We start from the raw sequence: 16,899 nt of genomic DNA, 5'->3' as shown, positions 1-16,899 counted from the left end.
GGGAATGCAGTCCGTTGATCGATGAATAAAACCTGTAAAGGCCTGATTGATAGAACGGCTGCACTTCCCCACGCTAGTATTATCTAGTTCGGGTGCCAAGGGTCGGATCATCCTCTCAGCCGCTCGCAGCAGCTCCCCTAGTGCCTCATATGTATACAGTTTTTTGTATTGATTCTATCGTAGCGGATGTTGGAATATTTGTAAATGTTTATTCTTCTTTTTATGAATACGAACGATAGAGTTCATTTTCAAAATCTTCCAATCGTGGTACGCTGAGGGTAATAGAATCCGTCATTTATTGAGTGGAATAAAAGAGTCGGGCAATCAGAAGACAAGGGATACCATCAACAGGAAGGGGAGACAGGCATGAACAATCACATGCATCGGGCAAACAGGTGGATAAAGCGGTATGCACGTCCATTGGAAGCCGCCAGATGGGAAGCTCTTTTTGGAAGAGGTCCTAAAGAAAAAGTTCTCGATTATTTGAGTGCGTTCCAAAATGAAGATGGAGGTTTTGGTCATGGAATTGAGCCGGATTTTCAACTTCCAGCTTCTTCTCCAATGGCCACATGGGCAGCTTCCCAAGTGCTGACTGAATTGAATGTATCTTCCAAAGAGCCGATGCTTCAACAGATGGTTTCCTACCTGCTTCGCTCGTATGATCGTCAATCAGGGATGTGGCCCTCGGTTGTTCCTGAGGTCAACCATTTTCCTCATGCACCCTGGTGGTCGTGGAGGGAAGGGGTGCAGTCCAACTGGATGTTTAACCCGGCGGCGGAATTGGCCGGTTTTCTCATCGACTGCTCCCAACGGGATACGGAAGCCTGGGAAACGGGTGTGGCTGGTGCTGTTAAAGCTGTAGAACATTTGATGAGTGTCAGTCAGATGGATTTCCACGAATGGCAGTGCTTTCAAAATCTACTGATCTCCTTGGACAAGCATAAAGGACATGTTCATAATCTAATGCCTTATGGACTTGATCAGGTGCAGTCCCACCTTCTTGCTTTAGGCGAGAACTGCTTTAGTCAGGATCCTTCGGAATGGGGAAGTGGGTACGGTGCTCTTCCGACTGACATAATATCGTCCCCACAGCATCCGTTATATGCTAAATATAAACCTTTAGTATTGGAAAACATCCGTTATTATTTGAAGACGCTGAAGGAAGAAGGCATCTGGGATATCACCTGGGACTGGGGAGACGGAACAAAAGCTTTTGCTGTAGCCGAACAACAATGGAAAGGAATTATGGCAGTTCAGCGTTGGAAAATCATCCATGCTTTTCAAGGAGAATGGTAAAACGACATAGAGGCCATAGCGTCTCTGTTGTACGTGGAGGTTGGAAAAAGGGGCGTTTTTTATCTTTTCCCAGCCCCTTCCTTCTTTATGGAATCCTGTTTCCCGTTATCTCCCGATAGAGGAAATCGGTTCTTTATACAGTGGGGATAACCAGCACAGAGGGAGGAGCAAAGATAAGCGGGCTCATACCTGTTTGTTTCACTTAGCAGCAGGTGCTGGTTTTGTGGTTATCCGTGTCCTGATTCATGAGGGGGACGTCCTGGTGACCGGGAGTATCTGTGCTGCTTTTGTTAATGGTTGAATCAGACGATGTTTCACAAGCGTCTACTCAGTGGATGACCTGAAGGAGATCACCCTTGGTTAAAAGACCACTTGCTGTGAAGGCTCCTTTTTCAGTAATATAAAGGAATAAAGAAAACCGGGATACATGTGTTATGTATCCCGGTTATTTTTATGGCTTAAACAATCTTAATTTTAAGTTGTCTTCATTCTGAGAGCAGTCCAGATAAGGAAGTTTTTCATAAGGATAGTACCGCACAGTTGTCGGGTTCATATCAAGCAGGCCGAATAGTTCCTTCATATCCGTAATCCGATTCAATTGAATGAGCGTATCTTTCCCTGCGAACGATTGGAATCTTGCAGACGTAAATCCTTCTTCCTTGATAAAGTTAAGAATGTCCATTAGTTAGTCTCCTTATGGCCGTAAGCTGGTTGGACATGTGCTCATTATATTTTCATAGACTTAACCGGCTTCGATACCTACCGGCTGTTATTCTACAATAACAAATATCTTGGAAAATAGCCAACTTTTCCCGTCTACTTATTGTTTTTGTAATATAAAAAAGAAAAAAGCCACGTATCCAAAGACACGTGACTGTTCTTAGTAATAGGGAGAAATCATTAAATAGACAACGACGCCTGTGAAACTGACATAAAGCCAGATCGGCATCGTCCAGCGGGCGATTCTCCTATGTTTATCCACTTTCATTGCCAGACCTCTGAACAGTGTTAACAGGGCCAGGGGTACAATAAGTGCGGCCAGCACAATATGGGTGATCAGAATAAAGTAATAAATACCCGCCACCAGACCCTCGCCGCCGAAGGACGTTGATTCAGACATGGAATGGTACGTGAGATATGAAACTAAAAACAACGCTGTAGTTGTAAAGGCAGCAAAAATGAACCGTTTATGCCACGTAATGTTCTTTCGGATAATCATAAATAAAGCCGCCAAAAGAAACACGAATGTGAAGGAATTGAATACGGCATTAAGTAACGGGAGCAGCGTAATATCAAAGCTGGTCTCGCTTCCAATCTCCGGAAGGAACAACAAGGCCACCACAATTAGATTGATAGCAATGGATAGTCCCACCACCCATGGTACATAATTAAAATCTTTTTTTATTTCCAAAGTAATACCCCATCTCTTAATAGACTGCAGGAATAGTATATAAAAAATCCGCTTGAAAATCATCTCATGATGTCGAACGTTAACGAAACTGTCACTTCATGATGGCTCACACTCGTGACAAAAGACGGAATAATGGGCTGACCTTATCCAGAAAGAATCCATAGGATACGTACAAGGAGGGAAGTTTATGCGCCGTAAATACTTGTTTTTGAAATTTCTAGGATTTGGCGGGGAGCTGCTCATATCCGGAATATGGGCTGCCCTTTACACGTATCTGCAGGATACCGGGAGGGGATTTGATCCCAATCCTGTATTCTGGCAGGCCTTTATCACGATCCACCTGAGCACGTTGATGGTTCTGCCATTATTCCTACAGGGCAGAACTTTAGGCATGCTGCTGACAAATATGTCTGTCGTATCGACGCATGGAGGAAGCCCCCATGTATTTCAATCCATGGTAAGAGCTGTTCTTGGATTCGGCCCGGTGCTGTTGACCAACGGGTGGTGGCTGTTGGTCTCTGCCGCAACATCCGTATTGGATAAAAAAGGACGGAGCTGGGGGGAACTCATATCCTTTACAACGATGAAGCCAAGAGAAACAAAAGAGAAGTAATGTTCCTGTTTTAAAACGAAAAACCGGTTCCTGTAAAGCAACCGGTTCTATTTATTGGTTTAAATCTTGAATAAGTTTTTGCAGGGTCTGCTGCTGGATTTCTATAGACTTCTGCGTGTATTCGGCCATTCGTTCATAGATTGATAAAACAAGCTGACCATACTGATTGCCGGGTACAGCCCATTTTCCATTCAGCGCAGTCCATGTGCGCGCGCTTCCCCGTGCAACAAGATCGAATCGTGGGTCTACAAGCTTCACCCCTGCTGGAATCGGATCGCTGGAAGCATAGGCATATAAGTGTTGAATCTGAGCGTGGACACCTTCTTCGGGTGTCGAAAAGGATGCCCCGGCAGCTCCACCGCCTACAGCTCCAATTCCTGCAAAATTATTTTGATCTCTTTGTACATCGCCCGTGAAACGGAAATAGTTCGTTTCATGAACGGCCTGGGCGAATGCAATATCCCCTCGTATGCCGTAAAGGTTTCCGTATACCCTATAGTACCTACCAAGCTGTGGAGCATCTGGATAGACCGAACGGACAAATTGGTCAAGCTGACAACCGTCAATCACGCTCTGCCCAAGAATTGTCCATTTGTCCTCCGGTGTTTCAGGGGCTGGTGAATCTGGTAAGGGTGGCAGATCAGAACCCGACCAGATGAAGGCGTCGATGATACCGAACGACTTCAATTTTTGCACAAGAGCTTTCGCATGATCCATTTCTTGAAAAGCGCCGGCTTGAACACGGTAATAGGTGAGGCCGCCAATATCTAAAGTCGTGATAAATGATGGAAATCCGGCAGCGGTAAGCAGGTTCACCCGTTCCTCGGCATTTTTCCTTTCTCTGAACGATCCGGCAATGACCCGGTACAGATCATCTTCACGCACAGGGGATTCGGATTTGTCGGTTCCGGCAAGGATATACGCGTCTGCAATCCCTATCCGCTTTAATTGTTCTACCTGTGATTTGGCATTTGTTTCCTTAGAGAAGGCCCCTGTTTGAACACGGTAATAGACACCGCCTGAGAAGGAGGCAGGCACGATAAAAGCAGCGACACCGTTTTGAGATAAGAATTCGGCTCTTTGTTCTGCGTTTTCTCTGCTTTGGAAAGATCCAGCCATCACTTTGTATAACGTGGAGCGCTCTGGCGATGCGGCGCTGGAAAGCTTCGGCAGCTGTAGAGCTTTGGCTGTTCCTTCCGCGATAGCTCTGGATATGTCGTTGATGAATGTGGAGTTTCTCAGCAGGGCCAGATCGTCGGGGTGATCGACAAATAATAGTTCGAGTAAAAGGGAACTCATATGTGTTTCGCGGGTGACGAACAAGTTGGCTTGTTTCATGCCGCGGTTGTTCACTCTGTATTTCGAAGCCGTTTGATAAATCGTGTTATGGATGATGGACTGGTAAGCTTGAGTATTCGGAGCAAGAGCCCCGTTATAGATATAACTTTCAAAGCCGCTTCCACCGGCGGCATTATTGTGGATCGATAGGAAGAAGTCAGCGTCGATGGCATTAGCGGCCGCTGTCCGCCTGCTCAAGGAAACCGTTATATCGGATGTTCTCGTCATCACAATTTCAGCTTCATAATGCTCCGTAAGATAACGCTGGACGTTGAGGGCAATGGATAGGTTAAAGGTCTTTTCCTGATACCCTCGGTAAACGGCACCTGGATCTGTACCTCCGTGCCCCGGGTCAATGACAATGGTTTTCATATCAATCTTTCTCCTCTCAAGAATCTCTTTTAGTATATGAGTTTTCTTAGATACTTGTATGGATGAAGCGGCAAAATCACCTTGTCAAACACATGCTTTAGCTGGATACGACTTGTATTGTATAATAATAGAATGACGTGAAAAGGAGGAGACTCATGGATCCACTGGATATTGTAGGGAACTTACATAGAATAAAGCCTGTCTTTCAACCGATTGTCAGTGCAATTAATCACGATGTGATCGGATATGAGGTGCTGGCCCGTTATAAAGAGAATCAGACGTGGGAGAGTCTTGGTCCCTTTTTCCATGATACGGACGTGCCGGAGGAATTCAAAGTGGAGGTCGATCAAGTCGTCCTCACTCAAGCGGTCCAAATGATGATGGATAACAGAAAAGAAGGTCTGCTGTTTATTAACCGCAATGCTAAGCAGCTGATGGTGAACAATGGGGATGATCTCCTGCAGTCGCTCCTTCAATTCAAGGACCAGGGGTTTGACCTGAGTCGTATTGTCATTGAAGTGACTGAACATGATTTTGATGAAGACTTTGAAACCCTGAACCACCTTCTGCTGTATTTTAAAACGTACGGTATTCAGATTGCCGTGGATCATGTTGGAGCAAAGAGCTCGAATATCGACCGGATCAGGCTTTTGGAACCCCATATTTTAAAAATTGATACAGGGATCATTCGCAGACAGGATGGAGATGCTTTTCAGGATATCATGTACTCGTTATCTATGCTCGCCCATCGGATCGGGGCGGCTCTTTTATTTGAGAATATCGAGGATGATTTTCAATTGTATTTTGCCTGGAAGCACGGCAGCAGGTTCTATCAGGGATATTACCTTGCCCTTCCATCCTTCGACCCTGTCGGTAAAGGGGCGCTGTCGGTGGATATCAAAGAACGGATGAGCGGCTTTGTACAGCGGGAAAAACGCCTGTTGGAAAATCGCCAGCAGTATGTGAAACATTGGGAAGCAAAGGTGAGGCAGCTCCTGGCCAGGTGGGAAGGACCAAAGAAATCAGATGCGTTTATTGATGGTGTGACAGAGAAGTTTCACAATGAAAGTTTCCGTATGTTCATTTGCCATATGGATGGTCAGCAGGTATCCTCCAACTTCCGTAAAAAAGAAGACGAGTGGTTTGTGGAAACGGATAAAAAAGGATCCAACTGGGCTTTCCGTCCATATTTTCTGGAAAATGTGATGAAAATGAGGGAGTCGCACGCTGGTCTGCTTTCGGACCTTTACTCTGATATAGAAACGAAAGAAATGGTCCGCACATTCAGTTTTCCATTAACCGACCAGCATTTTCTTTTCATTGATTTGAGATACGCCTATTTGTATGATCATGAATGTCTGCTTGCCTGAAGAGCGGCACATTCAACTTCTCGCAGGAAGGCCTGAGGGACCATCGATGACATGGGCCCTCAGGCTTGTTTTGTTTACAGAAAGAGAATGTGATGAAAGGGTCTATGATGGTGGCTATGGAATAAAGTAAGGCAAGGAGGGATAGCTGATGAAAGTGAGAGCACTGGAAGATGTTGTTGGATCCAACAGGGAAGTGGATGGAGGGAACTGGATCAGCCGGCGTTTACTTGTTGCTGAAGACCATATGGGTTATTCTGTCCACGATACTTTGATCAGGGCGGGGACGGAAACGAAAATGTGGTATAAGCATCACCTCGAATCGGTCTACTGCATAGAAGGGGAAGGTGAGGTCGTGACAGCTTCTGATCAAAGGATCTGGCCCATTCGCAAAAACACCTTATACGCATTGGATCAGCATGATGAACACGTGCTGCGTGCCTTCACGGATATGCGGATGGTCTGTGTGTTTAATCCACCTCTACAAGGGCAGGAAAAACACGACGCAGATGGTACGTATCCAGTAGATTCGAAACAAGGAAACCCACCTTTGATGTAAGGGGTTTTTCCCTCTCTGTATTTTTTTGGTAAAATAACAAAAAAGGTAGGAAGGGAGCATGTTATGGAAAAAGCGTTGGATGAAGAAAGTCTGGATCAAATTTCCATTCGAATGAAAAGCCGGAAATCCATGTGGTACAACTTTCTGATTATGGCTTTTCTGGTAGGGGTCTCTCAGCTTTTTTTTGAATCGGTGACTGGAATCATTTATCTTGCGGCCATGCTCTTTTTCGGGCTGTTTTTATATGAAACCTTAATGGCTCGTAAAACGAATGAACAATTATGGCAGATTTGGGAAGAGCGTTGGCTGGAACGGCCGTTTTTATATAGTCTGCGCTCATCATTTTCCCAATCGGCTCAAGTGTGGCTTCCGGCTATTATCACTACGGACTTCTCCTGGGTTATGGCAGTTGTTCTTTCCGTGTTTAGTCTGGGGGTCGGTTTTTATTCCGGGTTTCAAAGGTGGAGGGCCAAAAATTATTATTACCGGATCGCTGCAGGCAAGGGGCAGCCGGCGGTTTCATAGATGTATGAAAACGAGGAAGAATGGGAAAGGCCTTCTTCCTCGTTTTTATTTTTAATCAGATGAATGTGAATCTTTTTTCTAACAGGTTAACAGTTTGGTATTCTATTATTAAGAAAGGGGAGAGGAAATCTTGGATCCTATACATATCGACGTTCCCTATGTTCTGCATACCAAACGCCTTTGTCTACGGAGGCCGGAGGCTGGAGACGGCCAGGCGATTAATGAAGCTGTCCACCGGTCGGAACAGGAATTGAAGCCGTGGCTTCCTTTTGTTCAGGAGATGCCTTCGGTTGAAGATGCAGAAAGCAATGTCAGGCAGGCCCATGCAGATTTTATGGAAAGAAAAAAACTCCGGTATCTTGTTTTTCGCAAGGAAAATGGAGAGTTTGTTGGGTCGACTGGACTTCATAATATTGACTGGGATATTCCGAAGTTCGAAATCGGGTACTGGATCGACACCAAATGGAGCGGACATGGGTATATGCAGGAAGCCGTCCGTGAAATAACGCGGCTTGCTCTTTATGACCTCGGTGGAGCGCGTGTAGAAATCAGATGTGAAAGGGAAAATGAAAAAAGCAGGCAGGTTCCAGAAAAACTTGGCTACCATTTTGAAGGAATGTTACGTAATGATGACCGGTCCGTGGATGGGAAACATCTGACAGATACATGTGTCTACGCAAAGATAAAGGAACGGAGGCAGAAACATGTATGATGTGACCATTGTCGGTGCTGGTGTAGCGGGAACATTTATGGCCTACACCCTTGTCCAGAAACACCCCGGTCTTCAAGTGAAAGTCGTAGACGTAGGAAAACCGTTGAAAGAGAGATCCTGTGCACAGGGGCATGGACAACCTTGCACGTGCTCTGGAGCCTGCGATCAGTACATAGGCTTTGGCGGTCTTGGGAAGTCAGAAGGGAAATTCAATTTTACCAATGCCTTTGGAGGAGAGCTTCCACGAAAAATCGGCGAGCAGGAAACCGACCGCCTTATGAAAGAAGTGGACCGCATTCTAACCGGTTATGGAGGAGACCGAGTGGACACGTATTCAACGGATAACGAGCATGTGAAAAGAAGGGCTGCATGTGGTGACTTGACAGTTTTAACGACGGAGGTACGCCATCTTGGTACTTCCCTGGCGAAGGAGGTATTTCAAAACCTTTATGAACATTTGGTAAATAAGCTGTCCTTTTCTTTTAACAGCCGTGTCAAGTCCATTACACGGCTGGGTCAAGGTTTCCGTCTCGTTACAGATTGTGAGGAGTTTTTAAGTCGGAAAGTTGTGCTTGCGACAGGAAACAGTGGTCGTGAGTGGTTCGCGCGGATAACGGAACCGCTTGGCATCGAACCGAGGGATACGCGACTGGACCTGGGTATACGGGTGGAAATGCGGGGCGGCCAGCTGGATGCTCTCCTAAGGGAAACATTTGAAACGAAACTTTTGAAAAAAACGACACGTTTTACGGCTTACACATACTGTATGAATCCCAATGGCAGGATTATTCAGAAGCATCAGCATGGGCTTGTCATGCCTGATGGCCAGAATTTACGTGAACAGGATATGCCGGGAGACAATTTGAATTTCACTCTGTTTGTCCCGCGTTACTTTCCGAGTCAAAAGCAGGCGGTGGAAGAAGCTTCACGTGTAATCGGTGGAATCAATCGTTCGAGGGGAAGAATTGTTGTCCAGCGCCTCGAAGATTTGAAAAGGGGAAAGGGGACGACTTCTCTTCATACAAACCCCGTGATCCCTTCCCTTTCCGCTGAAGAAGGGTCGCTGATAGAGGAAGTGCCACATATTTATATAGAGGCTCTCATCGAGTTCCTGACCTCTCTTGAAGCAGCGATAGGTGAACCGGTGGATCCAGACACACTGCTTTATGGTCTTGATGCTAAATTTTACGAACCAGTTATTCCAACCAACAGGAATTTCGAAACAGACGTCCCGGGACTGTTTCTGGTCGGAGACTGCTCATCCGTCACTCATTCCTTGTCCCAGGCAGCGGCTAGTGGGATTTATGTAGGAGAGGTAATAGGAGGATAACGGAATCGGCCGTTTTTCTCAGGCTGTAGAAAGAACGTGTCTTCTCGTGGAGCTTCCCTTTTATGTGGAAATTCACGTTCCGCTTACTGGTGGATGCCTGATGCGGGAACGGCCTCAGCTGACTTGGGCAGGAATCACAAACCGTTGTATTGAGCAGTTTCACTTGGAAATGTTCATCCATACTAGGGAATAAGAAAATTGAAAAAGGTTAACCGCATCAGCGGTTAACCTTTTTCAATCTTTGTCATCGCTTCCTCGACTTGAGCTGCATCCATGACGTTCATTAATCGGATGGATTCCCCGGGTTTTACGGCATGTTCCGCTGTTATGGAGATGGCTTCTGCTTTGTTGGTCAAGTTGAAGTCATCGAGGGTTACCGGCAGGTCCATTTCCTGATAATAAGGGGTGAGTGCTTCAATTTCGTCAAAGCGGCCTTCCAGAGCAAGCTGGACGAGAATACCATAAGCCACTTTTTCACCGTGAAGAAAATCGTGGGTTTCAGGTACTTTGGTCAAGCCGTTATGGATCGAATGGGCTCCGGCGATTCTTCCATAACTATCCCCGTACCCACCTACCATACCTCCAGCCATGATAATGGTTTCCGCGACTCTCATAAAGGCAGGTATGACAGCTTGCTGACGAACGGCTTCCACAGCTTCTCTGCCATCTTGTATGAGAACATCCCTGCATAATCTGGCCGCGTGCAGCGCAATGTCTACCGAGATCGGCTTGGAGGCGAGAGACCTCGTAAGAACATCCGCTTCATACCATTTGGCGAGCGTATCGCCGATGCCGGCCCTGAGATAAGGTTCCGGGGCACGAACGAGCAGATCAGGCTCTACAAGCAGCATCCATGTACTACGTGGATAAATAATGTACTCCTCAAAATTTCCTTCATCATCGTAAAACACACTGAGCGGCGTCCAAGGTGCGCAGTTTGAGGCTAGTGTGGGGATGAGCACGGCTGGAATATCCAATTGATCGGCACAGGCTTTTCCGAGATCAAGGACCTTTCCGCCTCCGATGCTGATCAAGACATCACAGCCCCGCAGGGCTTCACTGAGGCGCATGACCTCTTTGTGGGAGCACTCCCCAGCGTAGGCTTCCGATTGGACCGGCATCGTCAGCTTTGGAAAATAGGGCTGTGCAGCCTTCCACGACTGCTCACCGTGAATGATTCCTGCTTTTGAAAAGGCCTGGTTTTCCAGCATTTCTGGAAGATCCCTTAGAATTCCAGGCTCAGCTTTATAAATCGCAGGTGCTCCTTGTACAGTTACGTTTTTCATGGTTGATCACCTCTGGAAATGATATAGCCATCATTATCCAGATGACAGAATAATATGTCAATAACAAAACCGGGAGCAGGCCTCCCGGTTTTGTGAGTTAACGGTTTCGGAATTCATGAAGAATGTTCAGACCTGTGGTTACGGCCTGACTCATGGCAGAGCCTCCGCCATAAGCAGCTGATACACCCATCGTTTCAAGAATTTCCCTGTCTGAACAATCTGCTTCCACGCACTGATCCATATGGTAGGCCATACTGGCTTCATCTCCATCTTTCACACTGATAGCAAGAGCCATTAAGTGCTTGGTGCCCTTGCTCAGTTCTCCGTCTTCAAAGAACGAGCCGGTAAAGTGATTGTATTCCTTTGTGGCCTCCGGCAGGTGTTCGGTAAGGGTTTCAATGCCATTTCTATACTCTTTGAGCAGGTCTTCTCCTTGCTTGTTCATTCTTTCACTCTCCCTTTTCTTTGTTATTCCTTTTATTCCTTACTCTTCCAGACCTTTAAACAGCGTAATAGGCTTCCCGGCATATCTGTCTTCATTGATGAAATGTTGAGAAAATTGTTTACAAATGCAGAATGATGCGTTAAAGTTGTAAATCATAAACGAATAGCAACAACTAATTCTTATCAAGAGTGACTGAGGGAAAGGCCCGTAGACGTCACAGCAACCTTCCATGTGGAGTGGTGCTAAATCCGCCGGAATGATGATTTCCGGGAGATAAGAGTTTGGCTGATAGTTATGCGAAACTCTCTTCTTGATAAGGAAGAGAGTTTTTTTATTAGGTAAAGGAGGATTGTTATGATTTCCATCCAAGAGCTCAGTAAAATTTACACATCCAAGAAAAAACAGGTGATCGGGGTGGACAAGGTTTCTCTTGATATTCAGGAAGGGGAAATCTATGGAATCGTCGGATACAGTGGAGCTGGCAAAAGTACACTGCTCCGATGCATGAACATATTGGAACGCCCGACATCAGGAAAGGTTTATATCGATGACATCGATCTTCTTTCTCTGTCCAAAAAGGACCTTAGAAAAGCACGACAGTCCATCGGCATGATCTTCCAGGGGTTCCACCTTGCTATGGGGAAGACGGTTTTGGAAAATGTGGCCTTTGCATTGAAGGCGGCCGGTAAACCAAAACAGGAACGCAATGATCGTGCCAGGCATCTGCTGGAACTTGTAGGTCTTAGCGATAAAGCCGATCAGTACCCCGCTCAATTGAGTGGAGGGCAGAAGCAGCGGGTCAGTATTGCCCGGGCACTGGCCAACGATCCTAAAGTGCTGCTGTGCGATGAAGCAACTTCCGCACTCGATCCGAACACGACACAGTCAATCCTGAAACTATTAAAAAAAATCAACCGGGAACTTGGACTGACCATTGTATTGATTACACACGAAATGGAAGTGGTGAAAGAAATCTGCGACCGTTGTGCGGTCATGGAAGAAGGAAAAGTGGTAGAACAGGGGGCGGCCTATGAAATTTTTGCCTCCCCTCAAAATGCTTTGACAAAGCGGTTTATTCGAACAGTGATCGATTTCCATGTTCCGGAAGAACTGCTGAAAAAAAGCAGCGGCACCATTGTTCAGATGAAGTTTACCGGCGGACAGGCCGGGGATACGGTTGTGTCGGATCTGCTTCAGAACTATAAAATCAAGGGAAACATCCTGCATGGAAATGTGGATTACATACAGGAAAAAGCCCTCGGCACATTTGTCATGGAATTAACCGGTGACCCGCAGGAAGTCGGGAGAGCCGTGGAAAGTCTGAAAACGATACTGGATGAAGTGGAGGTGCTGAATCATGATCGATCAGCTGATCAACCTGTGGCCCGAGCTGAATAAATCATTTATGGAGACATTGATCATGGTGGGAATCGGACTTGGCGTAGCCGTTATCGCCGGTCTGCCTCTTGGACTGCTGCTTTTTGTAACCGACCGTGATTTATTTTTGGAAAACAAGTGGATCAAAGGAGCTGTGGGCATTTTTGTAAACCTTGTCCGTTCCATTCCATTCATTATCCTGCTTGTGTTCTTATTCCCATTTACTAATTTTCTATTAGGTACGACAACAGGACCGATTGCCGCCTCCGTTGCTTTATCGGCAGCTGCAATTCCTTTTTATGCAAGAATTGTCGAATCATCCGCCAGGGATATCGATAAAGGGGTCATTGAAGCGGCTATCGCATGTGGAGCTTCACCGTGGCTGATTATTAAAGATATTATTTTTCCTGAAATCAAGCCTGGGTTGATCAGCGGCTTAACCATAACAGCAATCAGTTTAATTGGTTATTCCGCCATGGCCGGGGCTATCGGCGGGGGAGGGATCGGTGACCTCGCCATCCGGTACGGCTATTACCGTTATGATAATTTCGTCATGTTTACAACGGTTATTGTGTTGATCGTCCTTGTTCAGGTAGTCCAGTACGCAGGGGATTTCCTGGCAAAAACAGTGAAAAAGAGTTAATCCAAGACGAAACGAAGTTCAGGAGGAAATTAAAATGAAAAAAATCGTAACCTTGTTTGCAGCCTTAACAATCATTACTTTTTTGTCTGCCTGTGGTGGCGGAGAAGAAAATGCAGATGCAGAAGAGAAGAAAACCATCCGCTTTGGAGCTACATCCGGTCCTTACAGTGATATGGTCACCGAAGCGATTGCCCCGCTGCTGGAGGAAAAAGGATATGAAGTTACCAATAAAGAGTTTACAGATTATGTGCAGCCTAACAAAGCGTTAGCCAATGGTGATCTGGATGCCAACCTGTTCCAGCACAAAATCTATTTAGAGTCCTTTGCCGAAGAACACAACCTGGATCTGTCCGAGGTCATTATTGTTCCTACAGCTCCTATGGGGATTTATTCCAGTGAGTATAAGGATATTGAAAGTGTTGAAACAGGCAGTACGATGGGGATTCCCAATGACCCGACAAACCTGGCGCGTGCTCTGATCATTCTCGAAGATGAAGGTCTTGTTACATTGAAAGAAGATGTGGACCCTCTTCGAGCGTCCCTGAATGATATTGTAGAAAACCCTAAAGAAATCCAATTCGTTGAAGTAGAAGCCGGCCAGCTGCCACGACTGGTGGATAGTGAAGATCTTTCCATGGTCCCTGGTAACTATGCGCTTGCTGCCGAGATGGACTTGTTGAGTGCTCTCGCCCTCGAGGATATGCCGGATGATTACAGAAACCGGGTAGCCGTGAAGACTGAAGATCTGGATGCCCAGTTTGCCAAGGATATTAAGGAAGTTGTGGAATCGGAAGAGTTCGAACAGATCATTGATGAGAAGTTTGAAGGCTTTGGAAAGCCTCAATGGATGAAAGAAGAAGAATAACATTTGAGCCGTCTTCCTTTGGAAGGCGGCTTTTTTGAGTGGAGGTTTATGCAGGTGAAGAAGGAACGATGGTATTTGACCGGGATGATCTGACGTGTCGGACAGAACCGGAGGAATTTTTCAACCATCGGTCTTATGATGGAACTATAGCAGGCGCGTGATTTTTCCTGCTATTCTGAAACTTATCTCTGTATGATACGTAAGAAGGGTCAGAAAGGACGAAGAAGGGGTGGAGAGCAAATGGAGGTTGTAATCAAAGTTGACAGATTGACCAAAAGCTTCGGAAAAGTGCAGGCTGTCAAAGGGGTCTCATTCAGCGTCAAAAAGGGAGAAATTTTTGGAATCATTGGACCCAATGGCGCGGGCAAGACAACGACACTGGAAATGATTGAAGGCATTTTAAAGCCTGACAGTGGAACCATTGATGTATTAGGACTTACGCCGAATAAGGAACTTCAACAATTGAATCAGCGGATCGGTGTTCAGTTTCAGGCGACATCCATCCAAAAGAAAATGAAAGTGAAAGAAGCCCTGGATTTATTTGCTGCCTTTTATCCAGGAAAAGTAATGAAACAACAGCTTGTGGAGATGCTGGGCCTGGAGGAGAAAATGAATGTCCGTTTCGAAGATTTGTCAGGAGGATGGAAGCAGCGGGTGACCCTGGCACTGGCTACCCTCCATCAGCCGGAAATCATTTTTCTTGATGAACCGAGTATGGGGCTGGACCCCCACGCCAGAAGGGAAATGTGGACGTTGATCCGCCGGTTGAGAGAGAAGGGAAGCACTATTGTGTTGACAACTCATTATATGGAAGAGGCTGAACAGCTCTGTGACCGGGTGGCAATGATTTACAGTGGTGAACTGAAAGCAATGGACCGACCCTCCGCTCTACTTGAGCAGAGTGGTGCCATGCTGATCACATTCCAAAGCGATGACTTTCCTTATGTAAAGCTTCCAACTATGCCGGGGGTGGTCAAAGTTGAAAAAGAAGAGGATACGTTTAAAGTGTACAGTGACGATCTGCAGCTCACCAGTTATCATCTCTTCACCTATGGTCATCAAGAGAATCTATCCTTAAATCATTTCCAATTTACTAAAGGAACGTTGGAGGATCTGTTTGTCCAGTACTTGGAGAAGGAGGAAGCCAAATGAATGTCGTATGGAAGCTTGCACAGCTGGAAACGAAAATGTTTTTCCGCGACCGTCTCAGTGTATTCTGGACCTTTTTATTTCCAGTCGTCATGATCTGGCTGTTTGGATCCATGTTTGGAGACAATGCTGAAGGAAACTTTTCATTTGCTGCATTATTTGTACCCTCCTGGATCGGGGTGAATATCGTGACTACTTCCTTTTTTACCTTGGGAACCGTCCTGGCCGGCTACAGGGAGACCGGAGTCCTGCGCAGATATCAATCCACCCCTTTACAACCGTGGAAGATTCTGGCTGCTCATACGGTTCAAGGGACGGTGATTTTTCTTTGTTCTGCTCTGCTTCTTCTTGTATTTGGAATGCTGCTGTACGACCTGGAAATTCCTCTTTATATAGGAAGCACACTAGCTGCTCTTTTTCTAAGTATAGCTGCCTTTTTCCCTTTTGCTCTTTTTATCACATCTTTGGCTAAAAATACACAATCTGCGGCTGCGATCAGTTCATTGTTTTTGAATGTGATGATCTTCTTGTCAGGAGCTACTTTTCCCCTGGAAATGATGCCGGAAGTCCTCCAATATACAGCCAGAATCCTTCCACTTTATTATGTGATTGAACTTCTGCGTGGGACGTGGAACGAAGCGCCAATTATGGAATATGGACTGGAGTCAATGGTGTTGATCGGCATCGCCGTAGTATCCACGATACTAGCCGCTAGATTTTTCCGCTGGAGTGGTCAATAAAGATCCTTTTTGTAGAATCTTACGCAGCATCTTGAATCATCCGTTGAGCATCATCTTGACAATAGAAGGAATATGAAAAACCCCGTTCAGTGGGGAAGATGTCCCTCACTGGACGGGGTTTTTTATCAGTATCCACTAGAACGGATTGGTGGCCCATTGAAGGGACTGTTTGATGAAGATTCTCGGGTGTAGTTTCAATTGAGCCGTCATATATTCGGCGATATCCTCCGGCTGCATGTATTTTTCCTTATCCTGCTCTTCCAAGTCCTCTCCGAAAGCAAGTTCTGTAGCCACAAGGCTCGGATTTAGTGTGAAGACGCGGATGTTGCTGCGGCGCACTTCCTGCATCAGTGCTTCTGTCATTCCCTGGACAGCAAATTTTGAGGCACTGTAGGAAGTGGATCCAGCTGTTCCTTTAAGTCCATTGCTTGAAGAAACATTGATGATGTCCCCATGATTTTTGTTAAGCATATGAGGGAGGACTGCTCTTGTTATATGGTATGTGCCGAACACATTGACTTCAAATGTCCGTTTCCAATCTTCGGGATCGATGTCGAGAAAGTCTCCGTAAAGACCAATACCGGCATTATTAATGAGAATATCGGCGGGGCCGATCTCATCTTTTAATTGCTGCACAGCCTGCTCTACATCCTCCAGTCCGGAAATGTCCACAGAGACCGCAGCGGCTTGTACTCCAAAAGCTCTTGCTTCATCTGCTGTTTTGTTTAACTCGTCTTCTGTGCGGGCCATCAACCCGACGTGAACGCCCTCAGCGGCAAGTTTAAGTGCGGCAGCTTTACCGATGCCGCGTCCAGCTCCTGTGATATAGGCGGTTTTTCCTTTGATTTCCTGTCCCATTCTGCTCATCCTT

At 46.1% G+C, this 16,899-nt stretch carries 19 protein-coding genes and 2 riboswitches; of the genes, 13 read left to right on the top strand and 6 right to left on the bottom strand.

Annotation, left to right across the window (positions count from 1 at the left end; all coding sequences use genetic code 11):
- Positions 1-48: 48 nt before the first annotated feature.
- A riboswitch (TPP riboswitch) is annotated at positions 49-149 on the bottom strand.
- A gap of 217 nt (positions 150-366) precedes the next feature.
- The gene (locus tag QMA39_RS05110; protein WP_281658114.1) at positions 367-1,296 is read left to right on the top strand and encodes a hypothetical protein; all 930 of its coding nucleotides are present in this window, start codon (positions 367-369) and stop codon (positions 1,294-1,296) included.
- 451 nt (positions 1,297-1,747) lie between these two features.
- Here the strand turns inward: QMA39_RS05110 and QMA39_RS05105 are convergent, their stop codons facing one another.
- Together QMA39_RS05105 and QMA39_RS05100 are read right to left on the bottom strand one after the other, a co-directional pair.
- Positions 1,748-1,978, bottom strand: coding sequence for a hypothetical protein (locus tag QMA39_RS05105; RefSeq protein WP_027954522.1), 231 nt, complete (start codon positions 1,976-1,978; stop codon positions 1,748-1,750).
- Between the two features lie 198 nt (positions 1,979-2,176).
- Complete coding sequence (locus QMA39_RS05100; protein ID WP_242520203.1) at positions 2,177-2,707, bottom strand: DUF420 domain-containing protein; 531 nt, start codon at positions 2,705-2,707, stop codon at positions 2,177-2,179.
- Positions 2,708-2,894: 187 nt separating this feature from the next.
- Here QMA39_RS05100 and QMA39_RS05095 point away from each other — a divergent pair, with 187 nt between their 5' ends.
- Positions 2,895-3,320, top strand: a complete 426-nt coding sequence (locus QMA39_RS05095) for an RDD family protein (RefSeq protein WP_027954520.1) — start codon at positions 2,895-2,897, stop codon at positions 3,318-3,320.
- A 51-nt stretch (positions 3,321-3,371) separates the two neighbouring features.
- Here the strand turns inward: QMA39_RS05095 and QMA39_RS05090 are convergent, their stop codons facing one another.
- Positions 3,372-5,030, bottom strand: a complete 1,659-nt coding sequence (locus tag QMA39_RS05090; RefSeq protein WP_281658113.1) for an N-acetylmuramoyl-L-alanine amidase — start codon at positions 5,028-5,030, stop codon at positions 3,372-3,374.
- Positions 5,031-5,185: 155 nt separating this feature from the next.
- Here QMA39_RS05090 and QMA39_RS05085 point away from each other — a divergent pair, with 155 nt between their 5' ends.
- From QMA39_RS05085 to QMA39_RS05065, 5 genes are all read left to right on the top strand, one after another.
- The gene (locus QMA39_RS05085) at positions 5,186-6,400 is read left to right on the top strand and encodes an EAL domain-containing protein (protein ID WP_206932888.1); all 1,215 of its coding nucleotides are present in this window, start codon (positions 5,186-5,188) and stop codon (positions 6,398-6,400) included.
- A 148-nt stretch (positions 6,401-6,548) separates the two neighbouring features.
- On the top strand, positions 6,549-6,956 hold the full coding sequence (locus tag QMA39_RS05080; RefSeq protein ID WP_027954518.1) for an ectoine synthase: 408 nt from the start codon (positions 6,549-6,551) through the stop codon (positions 6,954-6,956).
- Between the two features lie 63 nt (positions 6,957-7,019).
- Entirely contained in the window at positions 7,020-7,481 is a 462-nt protein-coding gene (locus QMA39_RS05075; protein ID WP_281658112.1) for a hypothetical protein, read from the top strand.
- A gap of 130 nt (positions 7,482-7,611) precedes the next feature.
- Positions 7,612-8,193, top strand: coding sequence for a GNAT family N-acetyltransferase (locus tag QMA39_RS05070; RefSeq protein ID WP_281658111.1), 582 nt, complete (start codon positions 7,612-7,614; stop codon positions 8,191-8,193).
- Positions 8,186-9,523 (top strand): NAD(FAD)-utilizing dehydrogenase, encoded by a 1,338-nt coding sequence (locus tag QMA39_RS05065; protein ID WP_281658110.1) that lies wholly within the window; start codon positions 8,186-8,188, stop codon positions 9,521-9,523. The genes QMA39_RS05070 and QMA39_RS05065 overlap by 8 nt, the downstream gene beginning before the upstream one ends.
- Before the next feature lie 224 nt (positions 9,524-9,747).
- Here the strand turns inward: QMA39_RS05065 and QMA39_RS05060 are convergent, their stop codons facing one another.
- Positions 9,748-10,809 (bottom strand): iron-containing alcohol dehydrogenase family protein, encoded by a 1,062-nt coding sequence (locus tag QMA39_RS05060; RefSeq protein WP_281658109.1) that lies wholly within the window; start codon positions 10,807-10,809, stop codon positions 9,748-9,750.
- Between the two features lie 97 nt (positions 10,810-10,906).
- Positions 10,907-11,254 (bottom strand): carboxymuconolactone decarboxylase family protein, encoded by a 348-nt coding sequence (locus QMA39_RS05055; protein WP_027954513.1) that lies wholly within the window; start codon positions 11,252-11,254, stop codon positions 10,907-10,909.
- Positions 11,255-11,430: 176 nt separating this feature from the next.
- Positions 11,431-11,534: riboswitch (SAM riboswitch) on the top strand.
- 74 nt (positions 11,535-11,608) lie between these two features.
- Here QMA39_RS05055 and QMA39_RS05050 point away from each other — a divergent pair.
- The 6 genes from QMA39_RS05050 (at position 11,609) to QMA39_RS05025 (ending at position 16,028) form a co-directional block, all read left to right on the top strand.
- A complete protein-coding gene (locus QMA39_RS05050; protein ID WP_281658108.1) occupies positions 11,609-12,652 on the top strand; it encodes a methionine ABC transporter ATP-binding protein in 1,044 nt (347 codons plus the stop codon).
- The gene (locus QMA39_RS05045) at positions 12,609-13,274 is read left to right on the top strand and encodes a methionine ABC transporter permease (RefSeq protein ID WP_027954511.1); all 666 of its coding nucleotides are present in this window, start codon (positions 12,609-12,611) and stop codon (positions 13,272-13,274) included. The genes QMA39_RS05050 and QMA39_RS05045 overlap by 44 nt, the downstream gene beginning before the upstream one ends.
- A 34-nt stretch (positions 13,275-13,308) precedes the next feature.
- On the top strand, positions 13,309-14,139 hold the full coding sequence (locus QMA39_RS05040; RefSeq protein ID WP_027954510.1) for a MetQ/NlpA family ABC transporter substrate-binding protein: 831 nt from the start codon (positions 13,309-13,311) through the stop codon (positions 14,137-14,139).
- A gap of 38 nt (positions 14,140-14,177) precedes the next feature.
- On the top strand, positions 14,178-14,300 hold the full coding sequence (locus tag QMA39_RS05035; protein WP_277988082.1) for a hypothetical protein: 123 nt from the start codon (positions 14,178-14,180) through the stop codon (positions 14,298-14,300).
- A gap of 79 nt (positions 14,301-14,379) precedes the next feature.
- Positions 14,380-15,291 (top strand): ABC transporter ATP-binding protein, encoded by a 912-nt coding sequence (locus tag QMA39_RS05030; protein ID WP_206932882.1) that lies wholly within the window; start codon positions 14,380-14,382, stop codon positions 15,289-15,291.
- Entirely contained in the window at positions 15,288-16,028 is a 741-nt protein-coding gene (locus QMA39_RS05025) for an ABC transporter permease (RefSeq protein WP_281658107.1), read from the top strand. Before QMA39_RS05030 ends, QMA39_RS05025 begins: the two co-directional genes overlap by 4 nt.
- Before the next feature lie 135 nt (positions 16,029-16,163).
- Here the strand turns inward: QMA39_RS05025 and QMA39_RS05020 are convergent, their stop codons facing one another.
- Positions 16,164-16,886: a 3-ketoacyl-ACP reductase gene (locus QMA39_RS05020; RefSeq protein ID WP_281658106.1), complete on the bottom strand. Its 723-nt coding sequence runs from the start codon at positions 16,884-16,886 to the stop codon at positions 16,164-16,166.
- Positions 16,887-16,899: the final 13 nt, after the last annotated feature.

It is taken from the genome of Halobacillus sp. Cin3 (genome assembly GCF_947311855.1).
Classification (GTDB): domain Bacteria; phylum Bacillota; class Bacilli; order Bacillales; family Halobacillaceae; genus Halobacillus; species Halobacillus kuroshimensis.
This window is presented reverse-complemented; position numbering and strand designations above follow the sequence as displayed.